Annotated in this window: 13 protein-coding genes and 1 pseudogene; 11 read left to right on the top strand and 3 right to left on the bottom strand. The window is 65.3% G+C overall.

Going from position 1 to position 17,712, the window contains the following annotated elements; translation table 11 throughout:
• Both hcnB and hcnC read left to right on the top strand, forming a co-directional pair.
• Positions 1-842 (top strand): annotated as a pseudogene (hcnB, locus tag BLX41_RS34865) (cyanide-forming glycine dehydrogenase subunit HcnB); the annotation flags it as partial.
• Complete coding sequence (hcnC, locus tag BLX41_RS09175; protein WP_123724630.1) at positions 835-2,094, top strand: cyanide-forming glycine dehydrogenase subunit HcnC; 1,260 nt, start codon at positions 835-837, stop codon at positions 2,092-2,094. The pseudogene hcnB and the gene hcnC, both read left to right, overlap by 8 nt.
• A 455-nt stretch (positions 2,095-2,549) precedes the next feature.
• On the opposite strand, the gene BLX41_RS09165 is transcribed toward hcnC, so the two are convergent.
• Both BLX41_RS09165 and BLX41_RS09160 read right to left on the bottom strand, forming a co-directional pair.
• The gene (locus BLX41_RS09165) at positions 2,550-3,161 is read right to left on the bottom strand and encodes a glutathione S-transferase (RefSeq protein ID WP_123724629.1); all 612 of its coding nucleotides are present in this window, start codon (positions 3,159-3,161) and stop codon (positions 2,550-2,552) included.
• Positions 3,162-3,287: 126 nt separating this feature from the next.
• Positions 3,288-4,511, bottom strand: a complete 1,224-nt coding sequence (locus BLX41_RS09160; RefSeq protein ID WP_123724628.1) for a multidrug effflux MFS transporter — start codon at positions 4,509-4,511, stop codon at positions 3,288-3,290.
• A gap of 92 nt (positions 4,512-4,603) precedes the next feature.
• On the opposite strand from BLX41_RS09160, the gene pdxR reads away from it, so the two are divergent.
• Both pdxR and BLX41_RS09145 read left to right on the top strand, forming a co-directional pair.
• The gene (pdxR, locus tag BLX41_RS09150; protein WP_123724626.1) at positions 4,604-6,091 is read left to right on the top strand and encodes a MocR-like pyridoxine biosynthesis transcription factor PdxR; all 1,488 of its coding nucleotides are present in this window, start codon (positions 4,604-4,606) and stop codon (positions 6,089-6,091) included.
• A gap of 82 nt (positions 6,092-6,173) precedes the next feature.
• Positions 6,174-7,106, top strand: coding sequence for a DHH family phosphoesterase (locus BLX41_RS09145; RefSeq protein WP_123724655.1), 933 nt, complete (start codon positions 6,174-6,176; stop codon positions 7,104-7,106).
• On the opposite strand, the gene BLX41_RS09140 is transcribed toward BLX41_RS09145, so the two are convergent.
• Complete coding sequence (locus tag BLX41_RS09140; protein WP_123724625.1) at positions 7,103-8,023, bottom strand: MurR/RpiR family transcriptional regulator; 921 nt, start codon at positions 8,021-8,023, stop codon at positions 7,103-7,105. The genes BLX41_RS09145 and BLX41_RS09140 overlap by 4 nt on opposite strands.
• Positions 8,024-8,335: 312 nt before the next feature.
• Between BLX41_RS09140 and BLX41_RS09135 the strand changes: the two genes are divergently transcribed.
• The 7 genes from BLX41_RS09135 (at position 8,336) to iolG (ending at position 17,646) form a co-directional block, all read left to right on the top strand.
• Positions 8,336-10,276: a bifunctional 5-dehydro-2-deoxygluconokinase/5-dehydro-2-deoxyphosphogluconate aldolase gene (locus tag BLX41_RS09135; RefSeq protein WP_123724624.1), complete on the top strand. Its 1,941-nt coding sequence runs from the start codon at positions 8,336-8,338 to the stop codon at positions 10,274-10,276.
• Between the two features lie 130 nt (positions 10,277-10,406).
• On the top strand, positions 10,407-11,315 hold the full coding sequence (gene iolE, locus BLX41_RS09130) for a myo-inosose-2 dehydratase (RefSeq protein WP_123724623.1): 909 nt from the start codon (positions 10,407-10,409) through the stop codon (positions 11,313-11,315).
• Positions 11,312-12,118 (top strand): 5-deoxy-glucuronate isomerase, encoded by an 807-nt coding sequence (gene iolB, locus BLX41_RS09125; protein WP_123724622.1) that lies wholly within the window; start codon positions 11,312-11,314, stop codon positions 12,116-12,118. Before iolE ends, iolB begins: the two co-directional genes overlap by 4 nt.
• Before the next feature lie 43 nt (positions 12,119-12,161).
• Entirely contained in the window at positions 12,162-13,661 is a 1,500-nt protein-coding gene (locus tag BLX41_RS09120; protein WP_123724621.1) for a CoA-acylating methylmalonate-semialdehyde dehydrogenase, read from the top strand.
• Positions 13,662-13,697: 36 nt separating this feature from the next.
• Positions 13,698-14,519 (top strand): TIM barrel protein, encoded by an 822-nt coding sequence (locus tag BLX41_RS09115; RefSeq protein WP_123724620.1) that lies wholly within the window; start codon positions 13,698-13,700, stop codon positions 14,517-14,519.
• Positions 14,520-14,663: 144 nt separating this feature from the next.
• Entirely contained in the window at positions 14,664-16,601 is a 1,938-nt protein-coding gene (iolD, locus tag BLX41_RS09110) for a 3D-(3,5/4)-trihydroxycyclohexane-1,2-dione acylhydrolase (decyclizing) (protein WP_123724619.1), read from the top strand.
• A 34-nt stretch (positions 16,602-16,635) separates the two neighbouring features.
• Positions 16,636-17,646 carry a bifunctional inositol 2-dehydrogenase/D-chiro-inositol 1-dehydrogenase gene (gene iolG / locus BLX41_RS09105; RefSeq protein ID WP_123724618.1) on the top strand — a complete coding sequence of 337 codons (1,011 nt, stop codon included), beginning with the start codon at positions 16,636-16,638 and terminating at the stop codon, positions 17,644-17,646.
• Positions 17,647-17,712 lie beyond the last annotated feature (66 nt).

The following is a 17,712-nucleotide window of genomic DNA, read 5'->3' as shown; positions in this document are numbered from 1 at the left end:
AGCAGAGCCTGGCCCTGCTGAACAAGCCCCAACTGTTTCTCGACGGCCTGAGCATGCTCGCCTACCTCAAGCTCCACGGCATTCCCCTGCGCTATGGCTGGGGCGTGGTGGAAGCCCAGGGCCAGGACGCCTTGAGCGTAGTCACGGTCGCACCTTATTCCGCCGACTGGCAGCCGGACATGGCCCAGGCCCAGCGCATCGCCGCCCAGACCCTGGCGGTGGGTTATGGCTTCATTCCCCGGACCCAACTGAGCCAGCAGATGGGCCTGGAGCACGGCTTCAGCGATGACGGCTATCTGCGAGCCAGCGCCAATGCCTGGCAGCAGAGCAGCGAGCCGCATATCCACCTGGCCGGCGACATGGGCGGGATTCGTGGGGGTGAAGCGGCGATGCTCACCGGCCGCATTGCGGCGCTGTCGATGCTCATGCAGCGCGATGTGCTGAGCAACGAGGCGGCCTTGCAGCGGCGCCAGGGCTACCAGCGCAAGCTGGCCTCGATCCTGCGCTTTCGCGGCGCGGTGGACCGCTATACCGCACGTGGCACCGGGCAGATAGACCTGCCCAAGGGCGACACCGTGATCTGCCGTTGTGAACACACCACCCGTAACGATATCGAGCGCGCCCTGTCCCAGGGCGTGCAGGACATGGCCAGTCTGAAAATGCGCACCCGGGTGAGCATGGGCGACTGCCAGGGGCGGATGTGCGTCGGCTATTGCAGCGACCGCCTGCGCCAGGCCACCGGACGCAAGGATGTGGGCTGGATTCGCCCGCGCTTCCCGTTGGACCCGATTCCGTTTTCCGCCTTTGCCGCACCCGACCAGGAGGTCCCCGGACATGAGTAAGTATTACGACGTGGTGATCGCCGGTGGCGGCGTGATCGGGGCGTCCTGCGCCTATCAGCTGTCCAAGCGCAAAGGCCTCAAGGTGGCGCTGATCGACGCCAAGCGTCCGGGCAATGCCAGCCGGGCTTCGGCCGGCGGCCTGTGGGCCATTGGCGAGTCGGTGGGCCTGGGTTGTGGGGTGATCTTCTTTCGCATGATGTCGGCCAACCGCAAGCGCGAGGCCAAGGGTTCGGCGGTGGTGGTGGACTCCAGCACTCCGCATATCCTGCCGCAGTCGTTCTTCGACTTCGCCCTGCAGTCCAACGAGCTGTACCCGCGCCTGCACCGTGAACTGATCGGCCTGCACGGCATGGACTTCAAGTTCGAACAGACCGGGCTCAAGTTCGTCATCTATGACGACGAGGACCGCCTGTACGCCGAGCACATTGTCGGTTGCATCCCGCACCTGTCCGATCAGGTGCGCTGGCTCGACCAGGCGGCCCTGCGCGCCGCCGAGCCGAAGGTCAGCCACGAAGCCCAGGGCGCCCTGGAGTTCCTCTGCGACCACCAGGTCAACCCTTTCCGCCTGACCGATGCCTACACCGAAGGCGCACGGCAGAACGGCGTGGATGTGTACTTCAACACCAACGTCACCGGAGTTTTGCACCAGGGCAGTCGGGTCAGCGGAGTACAGACCGCCGAGGCGGGGCTGTTCCATTGCTCGACCCTGATCAATGCCGCCGGTGCCTGGGCCGCCGAGCTGAGCCTGCAGGCCACCGGGGTGGAGATTCCGGTCAAGCCGGTGAAGGGCCAGATCCTCCTCACCGAACGCATGCCCAAGCTGCTCAATGGCTGCCTGACCACCAGCGACTGCTACATGGCGCAGAAGGACAACGGCGAGATTCTGATTGGCAGCACCACCGAGGATAAGGGTTTCGACGTCAGCACCACCTACCCGGAAATCAACGGCCTGGTGCAGGGGGCGGTGCGCTGCATTCCTGAACTGGCCCAGGTCAACCTCAAGCGCTGCTGGGCGGGCCTGCGTCCGGGCTCGCCGGACGAGCTGCCGATTCTTGGGCCGATGGACGGGGTCGAGGGTTACCTCAACGCCTGCGGGCACTTCCGTACCGGCATCCTGACCTCGGCGATCACCGGTGTCCTGCTGGACAAACTGGTGAACGACGAAGCCCTGCCGTTGGACATCACACCCTTCCTGGCCCGGCGTTTTGCCACGGCCCCGGCCCCGGCGAAAAAACTGCCCGAACCGGCCTGACAGATCCCCACGGGGATCTGTTGGACTGTCGTAGGAGCTGGCTTGCCAGCGAAGGCGGCCTCAAGAACGCCGCACGGCTCACGGGCCTCTTCGCCGGCAAGCCGGCTCCTACGGGTGTGCAGGGTCTGCAGGACTTGCGTAGGAGCTGGCTTGCCAGCGAAGGCGGTCTCAAGAACGCTGAACGGCTCACGGGCCTCTTCGCCGGCAAGCCGGCTCCCACGGGTGTGCAGGGTCTACAGGACTTGCGTAGGAGCTGGCTTGCCAGCGAAAGCGGTCTCAAGAACGCTACACGGCTCACGAGCCTCTTCGCCGGCAAGCCGGCTCCTACGGGTGTCCAGGGTCTGCAGGACTTGCGTAGGAGCTGGCTTGCCAGCGAAGGCGGCCTCAAGAACGCTGCACGGCTTATGGCTCTGTTCGCCGGCAAGCCGGCTCCTACGGTGAGGGCGGTGTGGAGGTCAGGTGGCGGGGGTGTCGAGGAACACCGGCAGGTGTTCGGCGTATTCGGTATAGCTGCGTACCGCCGGGAATTGCTCGGGACCGAACTGATCCGCCACCATCATCTGGCTGAAACTCCAGGCCACCGCCAGGCTGATCCCGGCCTGGCTCAGGGCGCCGTCCCGGGGCAAGGGGCGTTTTTGCAGTTCCTGTTCCAGTTCGGCATAGGCGGCCTGCAACTGGCCGCTCACCCGTTCCAGCCAGGGACCGTGCTGTTTCTCGGCCGGGCGCAGGTTTCTTTCGTAGACGATCTGCACCGACTTCTCACAGGCCGCCAGGGCCAGGCCAATCAGGCGCAACTCATGCAAACGCTCCGGCAGGGCCTCGGGCATCAGGCTCCTGTGCGGGCCGGCCAGGGTTTCCAGGTAGTCGAGGATCAGGCTCGAATCCATCAGCACTTCACCGCCGTCGCAGACCAGGGTCGGCGCCTTGACCACCGGGTTGATGGCCTTGAACTGCTCGAAGGTGCTGAACACCGAGACCGAATGGTGCTCGAAGGGCAGGTCCAGGCATTTGAGGCTGATGGCGACACGGCGCACGAAGGGCGAGTCGAGCATTCCAATGAGTTTCATCACGTATTTCCTTGTCTTGAACGGCACAACGGATGGGAACGGCGCGGCTAATGTAGCGGCATTGGATTTGTATTGAACAGGGCCATCTTGCTGCCTGCGCCATTCTTACCCGGCCTGCAGCAGCGCCTAGCGGGTCTGTGGTCGCAGGCACCACCAGACCAGGCCCAGGGCGACGCTGAACAGGCCGGTCAGGGCTTGCAGCGATCCCGCCGGGCTGTCTGCCAGCAGGCTGGCAAGCAGTCCGCAGCCGGCGGTCATGGCCATCTGGATAAAGAAGAACAGCCCCGAGGCGGTGCCCGCCACCGCCGCATAGGGTTGCAGGATCGCCAACTGGCAGGCGGGAATCGCCAGGCCCACCGAGAGCATCAGCGGCAGCATCGGCAGGACGATCGCCCACAGGCTGTCGGGCCACAGGCTACGGGCAAGCAGCAGCAGGCCGGCGCCAGCCAGGTTCAGCAGGCAGGCCCCGGCAATCAGGCGGTCGGCGCTGTGGCGTACCCCCAGGCGCTGGAACAGTCGCGAGCCCAGCAGGTAGCCGGCCACGGTGGCGGCGAACACCAGGGCATAAGCGCTTGGAGACAGCCCCAGCTGGCGCTGCAACAGCGCCGGCGATTGCAGGATAAAAGGGAAATAGGTGCAGTACAGGCAGCCGATGGCCAGGGAGTAGCGCATGAAATAGGCCTCGCCCAGCAGGCGCAGGTACAGGCGCGGCAGGCTTCTGGCGGCCACGGGGGAGAGCTGTGGCGGGCGGGTTTCGGCGAGCCGCTTGTACATCAGCAGCCAGGCCGCTGCGGCCACCAGGCTCAGGCACAGAAACAACCCGCGCCAGCCCAGCAGGTGGTCGATCAGGCTGCCCAGCGGCGGCGCCAGCATCGGCGACAGGGCAATGCCCATGGACAACAGCCCGAGCAATCGCGGCTGCTCCTCGGGCGCGCAGCGGTCGCGGACCATGACCCGGCCGATCAGGGTGCCGCAGCAACCGCCCAGGGCTTGCAGCAGACGGGCGACCATCAGCACCTCGACGCTGGCGGCGAGCATGCAGGCCAGGCTCGCCAGCAGGAACAGCGCCGTGCCCGCCAGCAGCACCGGGCGTCGGCCATAACGGTCGCACAGCGGCCCGCCCAGCAGCATCGACAGCGCATAGCCGAGCATGTACAGGCTCAGGGTCAGTTGCAGTTGGGCGTCGCTGGCCCCCAGGTCGTCGGCCATGGCCGGCAGCGCCGGCAGGTACAGGTCGATGCTGATCCGCGGCAGGCAGACCACCACCAGCAGCAACAAGGTCCAGAGCCAGGGGGCGAGGGCGGGTTCAATAGCGATGGAGCGGGTCGTAGAGGGGGCAACAGGTGGCATGGCAGGCTCGGGGCAAGGGGTGACGGCGCTGAAATTAAGGTCTTTATGGTTTAATGCCGAGCACCGTTTAGAGCGCTTTTGACTGGACCACTATGAGCCGTGGAAAACACCCCGTGCCCCTCGACCTGCCCCTGCCGGAGTGCATGGATGAAACCCTGGGCAAGCAGGACAGTGCCTACGGCGCCTTGCGCCAGGCGATCCTGGAAAAACGCCTGCCTGCAGGCTGCCGCTTGCCTTCGACCCGCACCCTGGCCCAGCGCTGGGGCATGTCCCGGGGCACCCTGGAAGTGGTCTTCGACCGCTTGCGCAGCGAAGGCTATGTGAGCCGCGCCAGCGGTTCCGGGACCCGGGTCTGCGCGGTGGTGCCGGACCTGTATCTGAGCGCCCCGGCACGCGTTGCACCGTCCGCCGCCAGTGACAGCGAGCCCTCGTATCCGCCGCTCGGCGTGCGTGCCGGCCAGCCCTTCGTGGCCCGGCTGGCCGACCCGGCGCTGTTTCCCCTGCAGCGCTGGACCCGCTCGCTGACCCGGGCGCTGGGCAGTGCCTCGGCGCAATCGCTGTGCGATGCCGACCCCGCCGGCTTGCCGGCGCTGCGCCAGCAGATCGCCGAGTACCTGGGGCAGCACCGGGGCATCGCCTGCCATGCCGGGCAGGTGATGATCACCACCGGCATCCGCCACGGTCTCGACCTGCTGGCCCGCAGCCTGCTCACTGCAGGGGACAAGGTCTGTATCGAAGACCCCGGCTACCTCTCGGCCCAGGGCCTGTTTGCCCTGGCCGGCGCCCGGTTGGTGCCGATCCCGGTGCAGGAAGAGGGCATCGATGTGGCGCAACTGCACGGCCACTGCGATGCGCGCATGGTCTACGTGACCCCGGCCCATCAGGCGCCCCTGGGCATGACCATGCCGGTGTCCCGGCGCCTGGCACTGCTGGAATGGGCCCGGCACAGCGACACCTGGGTGGTGGAAGACGATTACGACAGCGAATTCAACTACCAGAGCGCGCCCCTGGCGGCTCTCAAGTCCCTGGACCCTGATGACCGGGTGATCTACTGCGGCAGTTTCAACAAGACCCTGTTCGCCGGTTTGCGGGTGGGTTTCATGCTGGTGCCCGAGGCGCTGCGTGCCCGGCTGCTGGCCACCTTGCAGAACACCGGGCGTTCGGTGGGGGTGATCGAACAGCTGGCCCTGGCCGACTACATCGCCAGCGGCGCCTTTCTGCGTTCTCTGCGGGCGGCGCGTCAGGCTTATCAGGAGCGCCGCGACCTGCTGCTGGCGATCCTCGCTCGGGAGGCGCCCGGCTGTTATCGCATCAGCGGCCAGCAGGCCGGGCTGCATCTGCTTCTGGAATTGCCGCCGGGCAGTGACGAGACCGGCTTTCGTCAGCGTGCCGCGCAGCAGGGCCTGCTGCTGCAGGGGGTGGCCGAGCATTGCCAGGACGTGCGCCGCCCGGCGGCGGTAATCATTGGCTATGCGGCCCTGAGCCTGGCGCAGATCCGCTTCAGCGGTGCGCGTCTGGCGGCGCTACTGGTGGCCGAGGCGGGGTATGAGCAGGGGCGTGAGCATGTGCATGGACCGTGAGCGCTGACTGTCATAGGGCTGTCATGTCGCTCGGGCACCCTCGACGCCCCGGCCTTTGGCCTTTGTGGATTACATGGACGTCATGATCATTGTCACTGCCGGTGCGGCCTATCTGGATATCGACGCCTACGCCGGTTGCATCGCCTACGCCGAGTGGCTCAACCTCAGCGGCCGCCCGGCCCGGGCCCTGAGCAGCGCACCGCTCAACGAGAGCATCCCGGCCCATTTCCGCCAGCGCCTCAAGGGCCTGGACAGCCACGTCCCGCAGGGCGCCGATCAGTTCGTGCTGGTGGACATTTCCAACCACTTGCACCTGGACCCGCTGGTGGACATCGCCCGGGTGGTGGAGGTCATCGACCATCACCCTGGGTTCGAGGCCTTCTGGGACGAGCGCCTGGGCAAATACGCGGATATCCGCCAGATCGGCGCCGCCTGCACCCAGGTCTATGAGCGCTGGCGCGATTCCGGGCTGCTGCCCAGGATCAGCCGCGACAGCGCGCAATTGCTGGCGGCGGGAATCCTCGACAACACCCTGAACTTCACTGACCAGGGATGCACCGCAGCGGACCGCCAGGCCTATGCCGCCCTGGCCGCCCATGCCGGCCTGGGGCCGCAGTGGCCCGAAGCGTATTTCCAGCAATGCCAGCAGCAGATCGAAGCGCAACTGGCGCAGGCCCTGCTCAAGGACCTGAAAGTCCTCGAACCTTCCAGCAACCTGCCAAGGCGCTTTGCCCAGCTGACCCTGTGGAATGGCGAGGGCCTGCTGGCGCGTCAGCGCAGCCTGATCGAGCAGGTGCTGGGGCAGTGGGGCGATGACTGGCTGTTGAACCTGATCAGCCTCAGTGAGGGCAAAAGTTACTTGCTGACCGGTAGCCCGGACAGTGCCCACAAGCTTGAGCGGCTGCTAGAGGGCAGCGCCCTGGACGGCGTGCATTGCCTGGCTCGGCCGATCCTGCGCAAGGAGCTGCTGCGCAAGGGCCTGGCGCTCCAGGCCCCGTCCTGTCGGGCGGGCTAGTCGTCGAAGCCGCCTTGCTCATGAATCTCGTCCACCTTCAATTCCAGGCGGTACGCCACGGCGATGAACAGCGCCTGGCACAGGCACAGGGTGGCGCTCAGTGAGCGGAAGGCAAAGGAGCTGCCTTCATTGACCAGCAGCACGCTGTTGGCGCGCTTGGCCAGGGGCGACAGGGTGCTGTCGGTGATGATCAGGGTCTTGGCCTGGTTGTGCTGGGCAATGCGCAGGCAGTGCTGGGTCTCTTTGCCATAGGGGGTGAAGCTGATGGCGATCACCAGATCGTTGGGGCGGATGCTGCGCATCTGCTCGCGGTAGCTGCCCCCCAGGCCCGACACCAGGTGGATGCGCTTGTTGGTGTGCTGCAGGTTGTACACCAGGTAGTCGGCCACGGCGAAGGAGCGGCGCACCCCGACCACGTAGATGTTGTCGGCATTGACCACCAGGTCCACGGCCTTGTCGAAGGCCACGTCGTCCAGTTCCAGGCCCAGGCGCTCGATGCCCGACAGGGTGGCGTTCACGCACTCGCGGGCCAGGTCGCCGCCGCTGGCTTTCTGCGACTTGTTGGCAATCATGCTGCGGATGCGCTGCTGGTAGTTCTGTACCGGCGTGGCCTTGTGGGTGTAGGCCTCGCGAAACAGCGCCTGCATTTCACTGAAGCCGCTGAAGCCGAAACGCTGGGAGAAGCGCACGATGGCCGAGGGATGCACTTCGCATTCACGGGCGATGTCGCTGATGCGGTCGACCATGATCCGGTCGCTCTGCTGGCTCATGTAGCTGGCAATGCGCTTGAGCTGGCGCGGCAGGCTCTCGTATTCCTCGGTGATCAGTTGCAGCAGGCGTTCGGCATTGATCGGAGGGCTGACGAGGTCGCTCTCTGGCGTGCTCTCGGTCATGGCCGGCTGATCGGTGCGGGACATAGAAAATCCTTCTGGCTTGTGCTTATGGAAACGGCCTGTGGCTCCGTCCCCTGACAATAGGTGGGCAGCCGGCAGTCTACAGGGTAGGGGCCCATAAAATCTTCGGGCTGATGCTGGCCGGGGCTTTGCTGAAACGATGCACGGTGTCTGGCTCCGGCTTGAAAAAGTTTAATGGAAAAAATATTCCACGTAAAAATTTTATAGAAAAATTATTGATTGGCGCCGAGAGACGTTTTAGTCTGCATCCACCAAGAGTGCTCGGCGCCTCCCAACGGCGGTGAGCACAGGCTGATAAAAATAACAGGAGCCAGCATGGGCCAGACTCGTTTTGCCAGTGGGCGTCAATTGGATCTGATTTGCCTCGGACGCCTGGGCGTCGATCTCTATGCACAGCAGGTCGGTGCGCGGCTGGAGGACGTCAGCAGCTTTGCCAAGTACCTCGGCGGCTCATCGGCGAACATTGCCTTCGGCACCGCGCGCCTGGGCCTCAAGTCGGCGATGTTGAGCCGGGTTGGCGACGATCACATGGGGCGCTTCCTGGTGGAGTCCCTGGTGCGCGAAGGCTGTGACGTCAGCGCCATCAGGGTCGACCCGCAGCGCCTCACCGCCATGGTCCTGCTGGGCCTCAAGGACCGCGAAACCTTCCCCCTGGTGTTCTACCGCGAGAACTGCGCGGACATGGCGCTGAGCGCCGAAGACATCAACGAAGCCTTTATTGCCTCCAGCAAGGCCTTGCTGATCACCGGCACCCATTTCTCCACCGACGGCGTCTACCGGGCCAGCCTCCAGGCCCTGGACTACGCGCAAAAACACGGGGTCAAGCGGGTCCTGGACATCGACTACCGGCCGGTGCTCTGGGGCCTGGCCGGCAAGGCCGACGGCGAGACCCGGTTTGTCGCCGATCACCAGGTCAGCCAGCACGTGCAGAAGATCCTGCCGCGCTTCGACCTGATCGTCGGCACCGAAGAAGAATTCCTCATTGCCGGCGGCAGCGACGACCTGTTGACGGCCTTGCGCACCGTGCGTTCCCTGAGCAGTGCAACCCTGGTGGTCAAGCTCGGCCCGCAAGGGTGCACGGTGATCCACGGCGAGATTCCGCCACGCCTGGAAGACGGGGCGATCTACCCCGGTGTGCAGGTGGAGGTGCTCAACGTGCTGGGCGCCGGCGATGCCTTTATGTCCGGCTTCCTCAGTGGCTGGCTGGAAGACGCCAGCGATGAGCGCTGCTGCCAGTTGGCCAACGCCTGCGGCGGCCTGGTGGTGTCGCGCCATGCCTGTGCCCCGGCGATGCCGACCCGCGCCGAACTGGATTGTCTGTTCAGCAGCCCGGTGCCCATTACCCGTCCCGACCAGGACCCGATCCTGCAGCGCCTGCATCAGGTCAGCGTGCCGCGCAAGGCCTGGAAGCAACTGTTCGTCTTTGCCTTCGATCACCGTGGGCAACTGGTGGAACTGGCGCAGCAGGGTGGCCAGGACCCGGCGCGCATCAGCGCCCTCAAGCGGCTGTTTATCCAGGCGGTGGAGCGGGTCGAGCACCAGCTGCGCGAGCAGGGCGTGGAGGCCGATGTGGGCCTGCTGGCCGACCAGCGCTTCGGCCAGGACGCGCTGAATGCCGCCACCGGTCGCGGCTGGTGGGTGGCGCGGCCAGTGGAGGTCCAGGGTTCGCGGCCACTGGCCTTCGAACATGGGCGCTCGGTGGGCAGCAACCTGATTGCCTGGCCCCAGGAGCAGATCATCAAGTGCCTGGTGCAATATCACCCGGACGACGAACCTCTGCTACGCCTGGAGCAGGAGGCGCAGATCATGGGCCTGTACCAGGCGTCCCAGGTCAGCGGCCATGAGCTGCTGCTGGAAATCATCCCGCCCAAGGACCTGCCCGGCGCTCATCCCGAGGTGCTCTACCGCAGCCTCAAGCGCCTGTACAACCTGGGCATCTATCCGGCGTGGTGGAAGATCGAGGCGCAGTCGGCCGAGGAGTGGAAAAAGCTCGACGAGCTGATCCAGGAGCGCGACCCGTATTGCCGTGGCGTGGTGCTGCTGGGCCTGAATGCGTCGGCCGAGTGCCTGGCCGAGGGCTTCCGGCAAGCGAGCCACAGCCAGACCTGCCGTGGTTTTGCCGTGGGCCGGACGATTTTCCAGGAACCGAGCCGTGGGTGGCTGGCGGGGGAGATCGACGACGAAACCCTGATCCGGCAAGTCCAGGGCACCTTCGAACAACTGATCAACGCCTGGCGCAACGCCCGCCCGCTGTAGGAACCGGCTGGCCGGCGAAGAGGGTCTTGAGCCTGGTGCCAGGCTCGCCGACGTCATCGCTGGCAAGCCAGCTCCTACAAGTACAAGGCCGTTCTCCACGCTTTCATGAATAACAACAAAAGGTGCAGCCATGCCCGCCATCCGAATTGGCATCAACCCGATCTCCTGGAGCAACGACGACCTGCCGGCCCTGGGCGGTGAAACGCCCCTGAGCACCGCCCTGAGCGAAGGTAAGGACATCGGTTACGAAGGCTTTGAACTCAACGGCAAGTTCCCCAAGGACGCCAAGGGCGTGGGCGATGTGTTGCGCCCTTATGACCTGGCGCTGGTCTCGGGCTGGTACTCCAGCCGCCTGGCCCGGCGTTCGGTGGCACAAGAAATCGACGCCATTGCCAGCCACGTCGAACTGCTGAAACGCAACGGCGCCTCGGTGCTGGTCTACGGCGAAGTGGCCGACTCGATCCAGGGCTCACCGGTGCGCCTGATCGAGCGCCCACGGTTCCACAGCGAGCAGGCCTGGCAGGATTACGCCGACAAACTCACGGAACTGGCGCGCTTCACCCTGTCCCAGGGTGTGCGCCTGGCCTATCACCACCACATGGGCGCCTACGTCGAGTCCCCGGCGGACATCGACACGCTGATGAGCCTGACCGGCGAGGAGGTCGGCCTGCTGTTCGATTCGGGCCATTGCTACATGGGCGGCGGAGAACCCCTGGAGGTGCTGCGCAAGCATATCCAGCGCGTCTGCCACGTGCACTTCAAGGACGTGCGCAAACCGGTGGTGCAACTGGCGCGCAACAACCTGTGGAGCTTCCCGGATTGCATCGTCAACGGCACCTTCACCGTGCCCGGCGATGGCGACATCGACTTTGCCGCCTTGCTCGATGTGCTGCTGGCGGCGGACTACCAGGGCTGGCTGGTGGTGGAAGCCGAGCAGGACCCGGCCGTGGCGCCGAGCTACGTCTACGCGAAAAAAGGTTACGACACCCTGCGGGCCCTGCTGGACGCCGGCCTGCAACGCAGGAGTACTGCCCAATGAGCCTGCTGGTGAAAAGCGCCGCCAAGGGCCGGACCATGGTCCAGCTGCAAGAAGGCGCCCTGGAATACGTGGGGTTCAGTGCCTACCGCCTGAGCCTGGGGGAAAGCCTGCCGGTCAGCGCCGGCGACAAGGAACTGTGCCTGGTGCTGCTCAGCGGCCGCATCGATCTGCAGGGCCAATCGCCCCAGGGTGCCTTCAAGTGGGACAACCTGGGCGACCGGCAATCGGTGTTCGAAGACAAATCGCCCTTTGCCGCCTACCTGCCGCCGGGCAGCCAGGCCCAGGTCACCGCCTTGAGCGAGGTGCAGATTGCCCTGTGTGCCGCCCCGGGTGATGCCGCCGCTGGCCTCGGCGCGCGCCTTATCCGCCCGGAGCAGTGCAAGCGCAGCGTGCGCGGCAAGGGCGCCAATACCCGTTATGTCTGCGACATCCTGCCCGACAGCGAGCCGGCCCATTCCCTGCTGGTGGTGGAGGTGCGCACGCCGTCCGGGCATTCCTCCAGCTACCCGCCGCACAAGCACGACACCGATGACCTGCCGCACCAGAGCTTTCTGGAAGAGACCTATTACCACCAGGTCAACCCGCCCCAGGGCTTTGTCTTCCAGCGGGTCTACACCGACGACCGCAGCATCGACCAGGCCATGGCCGTGGAAAACAGCGACCTGGTGGTGGTGCCCAAGGGCTATCACCCGGTCAGCGTGCCTTACGGCTACGAGTCCTATTACCTGAACGTCATGGCCGGGCCCAAGCGCGTTTGGCAGTTCCATAACGATCCGCAGCACAGCTGGCTGCTGGATCTCTGAAGCCCCGAACTCAGACGGCAACCCTTTACGGAGAACAAGAACAATGAGCGACACCCCGGTAATAGGTCATTACATCGGCGGCCAGGTGCAGGACGCCGGCGAGCGTTTCAGCCAAGTGTTCAACCCGGCCACGGGGGCGGTCCAGGCCCGTGTTGCCCTGGCCAGCCAGAAGACCGTGGACGAGGCTGTGACCTCGGCGCTGAAGGCCTTTCCGGCCTGGTCCGAACAGTCCTCCCTGCGCCGCGCGCGGGTGATGTTCAAGTTCAAGGAACTGCTGGACCGGCACCACAAGGAACTGGCGCAGATCATCACCCGCGAGCACGGCAAGGTGCTGTCCGACGCCATGGGCGAGGTGACCCGTGGCATCGAGATCGTCGAGTACGCCTGTGGCGCGCCGAACCTGTTGAAAACCGATTTCAGCGACAACATCGGTGGCGGCATCGATAACTGGAACCTGCGCCAGCCCCTGGGCGTGTGCGCCGGGGTCACGCCGTTCAACTTCCCGGTGATGGTGCCGCTGTGGATGATCCCCATCGCCCTGATCACCGGCAACTGCTTCATCCTCAAGCCGTCCGAGCGCGACCCGTCCGCCAGCCTGCTGCTGGCGCGCCTGCTGACCGAAGCCGGGTTGCCCGAAGGGGTGTTCAACGTGGTCCAGGGCGACAAGAGCGCCGTGGACGGCTTGCTCCAGCACCCGGACATCGAGGCGATTTCCTTTGTCGGTTCGACGCCGATTGCCGAGTACATCCACCAGCAGGCCAGTGCCCGGGGCAAGCGTGTGCAGGCCCTGGGTGGGGCCAAGAACCACATGATCGTGATGCCCGACGCCGACCTGGACCAGGCCGCCGACGCGCTGATCGGTGCGGCCTACGGCTCGGCCGGCGAGCGCTGCATGGCGATCTCCATCGCCGTGGCGGTGGGTGACGTGGCCGACGAATTGATCGCCAAGCTGCTGCCGCGCATCGACCAGCTCAAGGTCGGCAATGGCTTGCAGGGCGACAGCGACATGGGGCCGCTGGTGACCGCCGAGCACAAGGCCAAGGTTGAGGGTTTCATCGACCAGGGCGTGGCCCAGGGTGCACAGCTGCTGGTGGATGGTCGCGGCTTCAAGGTGCCGGGGGCGGAGCAGGGCTTTTTTGTCGGCGCCACCCTGTTCGACAACGTCACCACCGAGATGAGCATCTACCGGCAGGAAATCTTCGGGCCGGTGCTGGGCATTGTGCGGGTGCCCGACTTTGCCAGCGCAGTGGAGCTGATCAACGCCCATGAATTCGGCAATGGCGTGTCCTGCTTTACCCGCGACGGCGGCGTGGCCCGGGCCTTTGCCCGCAACATCAAGGTGGGCATGGTCGGCATCAACGTACCGATCCCGGTGCCCATGGCCTGGCATTCCTTTGGCGGCTGGAAGCGTTCGCTGTTCGGCGACCACCATGCCTACGGCGAGGAAGGCGTGCGCTTCTACAGCCGCTACAAGAGCGTGATGCAGCGCTGGCCCGACAGCATCGCCAAGGGCCCGGAATTCAGCATGCCGACGGCCAAGTAACTTTCTCGACGCGATGGATTTGGGAGAACAACAAGCATGAGCCAGCCCCTGCGTTTCGCTCTGAATCGTATGGTTGCACCGCGTTTGTCACTGCCGGAGTTTATCGACCTGGCGGTGACGCTGAAGGCCGATGCCATTGAGATCCGCAATGACCTTGCGGGCGTGGAAATCGAGGACGGCACGCCGCCGGAGCGGGTCCGCGAATTGTGCGCGGCCCAGGGTATCAAGGTGTTGTCGATCAACGCCCTGTACCCCTTCGATGTGTGGAACGACGAGCGTCGCCGGCAGACCCTGAAACTCGCCGCCTATGCCCGTGCCTGCGGGGCCGAGGGGCTGGTGATGTGCCCGCTCAATGACCGTGCCGACCCGCGCACTGAGGCCCAGCGCATCAGCGGTTTGCGCAGCGCTTTGAGCGAGCTGGCGCCGATCCTGCGGGATCACGGCCTGCTGGGGTTTATCGAGCCCCTGGGCTTCGAAGAATGCTCGCTGCGGCGCAAGCGTACGGTGGTGGACGCGATCCGTGCCATCGGCGGCCTGGACGTGTTGCGCCTGGTGCACGACACCTTCCACCACCACTTGGCCAGCGAGCATGAGTTCTTCCCCGAGCTGACCGGGCTGGTGCACATCTCGGGTGTCGAGGACCGCGAAGCGCCGCTCAACAGCATTCGCGACGGCCACCGGGTGCTGGTGGGCGAGGCGGACATCCTCGGCAATGCAACGCAGATCGACACCCTGCTGAGCAGTGGCTACAGCGGCTACCTGTCGTTCGAACCCTTTGCCGAGAGCGTGCACGGGCTGGCGGACATCCAGCAGGCGATCGGCGCGAGCATGGCCCACCTGCAGCAATCCCTGACTTGACGCCGCCCTCGTGTAGGAACCGGCTTGCCGGCGAAGGGGCCCCACAGGGGGGCGCAAGTCTCGAAGGTGCTTTCGCTGGCATGCCAGCTCCTACGGGAGTATTGGCAGGGCCGTTGGCCTCACATCATGAATAAGGTGCAAACCATGAGTACCACACGCTTGACCATGGCCCAGGCCCTGGTGAAATTCCTCGATAACCAATACGTCGAGGTGGATGGGGTCCAGAGCAAGTTCATCGCCGGGGTCTTCACTATTTTCGGCCACGGCAACGTGCTCGGCCTGGGCCAGGCCCTGGAGCAGGACAGTGGCGACCTGGTGGTGCACCAGGGCCGCAACGAGCAGGGCATGGCCCATGCCGCCATCGGGTTCGCCAAGCAGCACCTGCGGCGCAAGATCTACGCCTGCAGCTCCTCGGTGGGCCCCGGCGCGGCCAATATGCTGACCGCGGCGGCCACCGCCAGCGCCAACCGTATTCCCTTGCTGTTGCTGCCGGGGGACGTTTACGCCAGCCGCCAGCCGGACCCGGTGCTGCAACAGATCGAACAGTTCCATGACCTGAGCATCAGCACCAACGATGCCTTCAAGGCCGTGAGCAAATACTGGGACCGCATCAACCGCCCCGAGCAACTGATGAGCGCGGCGATCCACGCCATGCGTGTGCTCACCGACCCGGCGGAAACCGGCGCCGTGACCCTGGCATTGCCCCAGGATGTGCAGGGCGAAGCCTACGACTACCCGGACTCCTTCCTCGCCAAGCGCGTGCATCGCATCGACCGCCGTCCGGCCACCGAGGCCATGCTCGGTGATGCCCTGGCGCTGCTCAAGGGCAAGCGCAAACCGCTGCTCATCTGTGGCGGCGGGGTCAAGTATTCCGGGGCCAACCGGGCGTTGCAGGCTTTTGCCGAACGCTTCGGCATCCCCTTTGCCGAAACCCAGGCGGGCAAGAGCGCGGTGGTCTCCGAGCACCCGTTGAACGTCGGCGGGATCGGCGAGACCGGCTGCCTGGCGGCCAACCTGCTGGCCAGGGACGCCGACCTGATCATCGGCATCGGCACTCGCTACAGCGACTTCACCACGTCCTCGAAGTGGCTGTTCCAGCACCCCGAGGTGGAGTTCCTCAACCTCAATGTCAGCCCCTGCGACGGCCTCAAGCTCGATGGCGTGCAGTTGCTGGCCGATGCCCAGGTCGGCTTGCAGGCCCTGAGCGAAGTCTTGGGACGCAGCGGTTATCGGGCAGCCTGGGGTGGGCAGATCACTGACGCCAAGGCCCAGTTGGAGGCCGAGGTGGACCGGGTCTACCAGGTGCAGTACCAGGACGACGGTTTTGTCCCGGAAATCAACGACCACATGGACCCGGCGGTGCTGCGGGAATTCATCGAGCTGACCGGCTCCTGCCTGACCCAGAGCCGGGTGCTCGGGGTGCTCAACCAGGCCTTGCCCGCGGACGGCATTATCGTCGCCGCCGCCGGCAGCCTGCCCGGCGACCTGCAGCGCAGCTGGCGCAGCAAGGGGGTCAACACCTACCACGTGGAATACGGCTATTCGTGCATGGGCTACGAGGTCAACGCGGCTCTGGGGGTCAAGCTCGCCGAGCCGGATCGCGAGGTGTACGCCCTGGTGGGCGACGGCTCCTACCTGATGCTGCACTCGGAACTGGCCACCTCGATCCAGGAGCGGCGCAAGATCAACGTGGTGTTGCTGGACAACATGACCTTCGGTTGCATCAACAACCTGCAGATGGGCCACGGCATGGACAGCTTCGGCACCGAGTTCCGCTACCGCAACCCGCAGAGCGGCAAGCTCGACGGCGGCTTTGTGCCGGTGGACTTCGCCATGAGTGCCGCGGCGTATGGCTGCAAGACCTACAAGGTCAGCACTGAGGAGCAACTGCTGGCGGCCCTGGCCGATGCCCGGACCCAGACGGTATCGACCCTGATCGATATCAAGGTCCTGCCCAAGACCATGATCCACAGCTACCTGTCCTGGTGGCGGGTGGGCGTGGCCCAGGTGTCCACCAGCGAACGCACCGATGCGGCGGCCAAGACCCTTAATGAACGCCTGGCCCAGGCCCGGCAGTACTGATTGCTCTGCAACGAACAACAACAGGAGTATCTGCATGTCTTTGAAACTTGGTGTTATCGGTACCGGCGCCATCGGCCAGGATCACATCCGTCGTTGCAGCCAGACCCTATTGGGCAGCCAGGTGGTGGCGGTCACCGACATCAACCTGGCCTCGGCGGCCAAGGTGGTCAGCGACCTCAAGCTCACTGCCGAGGTCTACCCGGACGGCCACGCGCTGATCAAGGCAGCGGACGTCGAGGCGGTACTGGTCACCTCCTGGGGCCCGAGCCACGAGGAGTTCGTGCTGGCGGCGATTGCCGCGGGCAAGCCGGTGTTCTGTGAAAAACCCCTGGCGGTGACCGCTGCCGGCTGCCGGCGCATCGTCGAGGCCGAAGTGGCCCACGGCAAGCGCCTGGTGCAGGTGGGTTTCATGCGCCCCTACGATTCGGGTTACCAGGCCTTGAAGGCGGTGATCGACAGCGGGCAGATCGGCGAGCCGCTGATGCTGCACTGCGCCCACCGCAACCCGCGGGTGGGTGAGAACTACAAGACCGACATGGCCATCACCGACACCCTGATCCATGAGCTGGACGTACTGCGCTGGCTGCTGGCCGACGACTACGTGTCGGTGCAGGTGGTGTTCCCGCGCAAGACCAGCAAGGCCCACGCTCATTTGAGGGACCCGCAGATCGTGCTGCTGGAAACCGCCCGTGGTACGCGCATTGACGTTGAGGTGTTCGTCAACTGCCAGTACGGCTACGACATCCAGTGCGAAGTGGTGGGGGAGAGCGGCATCGCCAAGCTGCCGGAGCCGTCCCAGGTGCAATTGCGCAGCGAAGCCAAGCTGTCCAATGCCATCCTGATGGATTGGAAGGACCGTTTTATCGCCGCCTATGACGTGGAATTGCAGGCCTTTATCGACGGCGTGCGCGCCGGCCAGGTGGGCGGCCCTTCGGCCTGGGATGGCTTTGCCGCCGCCGTGGCGGCCGATGCCTGCATCGAAGCGCAGGGCAGTGGCCAGATCGTCAAGGTCGAGCTGCCAGAGCGCCCACGCTTCTACGGCTGACCCCACCCTGTAGGAGCCGGCTTGCCGGCGAAGGGGACTTCGGAGGGTGTGAATGTCTTGCGGACG

The sequence above is a fragment of the Pseudomonas protegens genome, from assembly GCF_003732485.1.
GTDB classification, from domain to species: Bacteria; Pseudomonadota; Gammaproteobacteria; order Pseudomonadales; family Pseudomonadaceae; genus Aquipseudomonas; species Aquipseudomonas protegens_B.
The sequence above is the reverse complement of the archived record's forward strand: the minus strand, read 5'-3'. Positions and strand labels throughout refer to the sequence as shown.

What these genes read in the sequence shown, in the direction of transcription:
- hcnC (WP_123724630.1), top strand. Translation starts at nt 835, where the DNA reads ATGAGTAAGTATTACGACGTGGTGATCGCCGGTGGCGGCGTGATCGGG.
- BLX41_RS09165 (WP_123724629.1), bottom strand. Translation starts at nt 3,161, where the DNA reads ATGAAACTCATTGGAATGCTCGACTCGCCCTTCGTGCGCCGTGTCGCC.
- BLX41_RS09160 (WP_123724628.1), bottom strand. Translation starts at nt 4,511, where the DNA reads ATGCCACCTGTTGCCCCCTCTACGACCCGCTCCATCGCTATTGAACCC.
- pdxR (WP_123724626.1), top strand. Translation starts at nt 4,604, where the DNA reads ATGAGCCGTGGAAAACACCCCGTGCCCCTCGACCTGCCCCTGCCGGAG.
- BLX41_RS09145 (WP_123724655.1), top strand. Translation starts at nt 6,174, where the DNA reads ATGATCATTGTCACTGCCGGTGCGGCCTATCTGGATATCGACGCCTAC.
- BLX41_RS09140 (WP_123724625.1), bottom strand. Translation starts at nt 8,023, where the DNA reads ATGTCCCGCACCGATCAGCCGGCCATGACCGAGAGCACGCCAGAGAGC.
- BLX41_RS09135 (WP_123724624.1), top strand. Translation starts at nt 8,336, where the DNA reads ATGGGCCAGACTCGTTTTGCCAGTGGGCGTCAATTGGATCTGATTTGC.
- iolE (WP_123724623.1), top strand. Translation starts at nt 10,407, where the DNA reads ATGCCCGCCATCCGAATTGGCATCAACCCGATCTCCTGGAGCAACGAC.
- iolB (WP_123724622.1), top strand. Translation starts at nt 11,312, where the DNA reads ATGAGCCTGCTGGTGAAAAGCGCCGCCAAGGGCCGGACCATGGTCCAG.
- BLX41_RS09120 (WP_123724621.1), top strand. Translation starts at nt 12,162, where the DNA reads ATGAGCGACACCCCGGTAATAGGTCATTACATCGGCGGCCAGGTGCAG.
- BLX41_RS09115 (WP_123724620.1), top strand. Translation starts at nt 13,698, where the DNA reads ATGAGCCAGCCCCTGCGTTTCGCTCTGAATCGTATGGTTGCACCGCGT.
- iolD (WP_123724619.1), top strand. Translation starts at nt 14,664, where the DNA reads ATGAGTACCACACGCTTGACCATGGCCCAGGCCCTGGTGAAATTCCTC.
- iolG (WP_123724618.1), top strand. Translation starts at nt 16,636, where the DNA reads ATGTCTTTGAAACTTGGTGTTATCGGTACCGGCGCCATCGGCCAGGAT.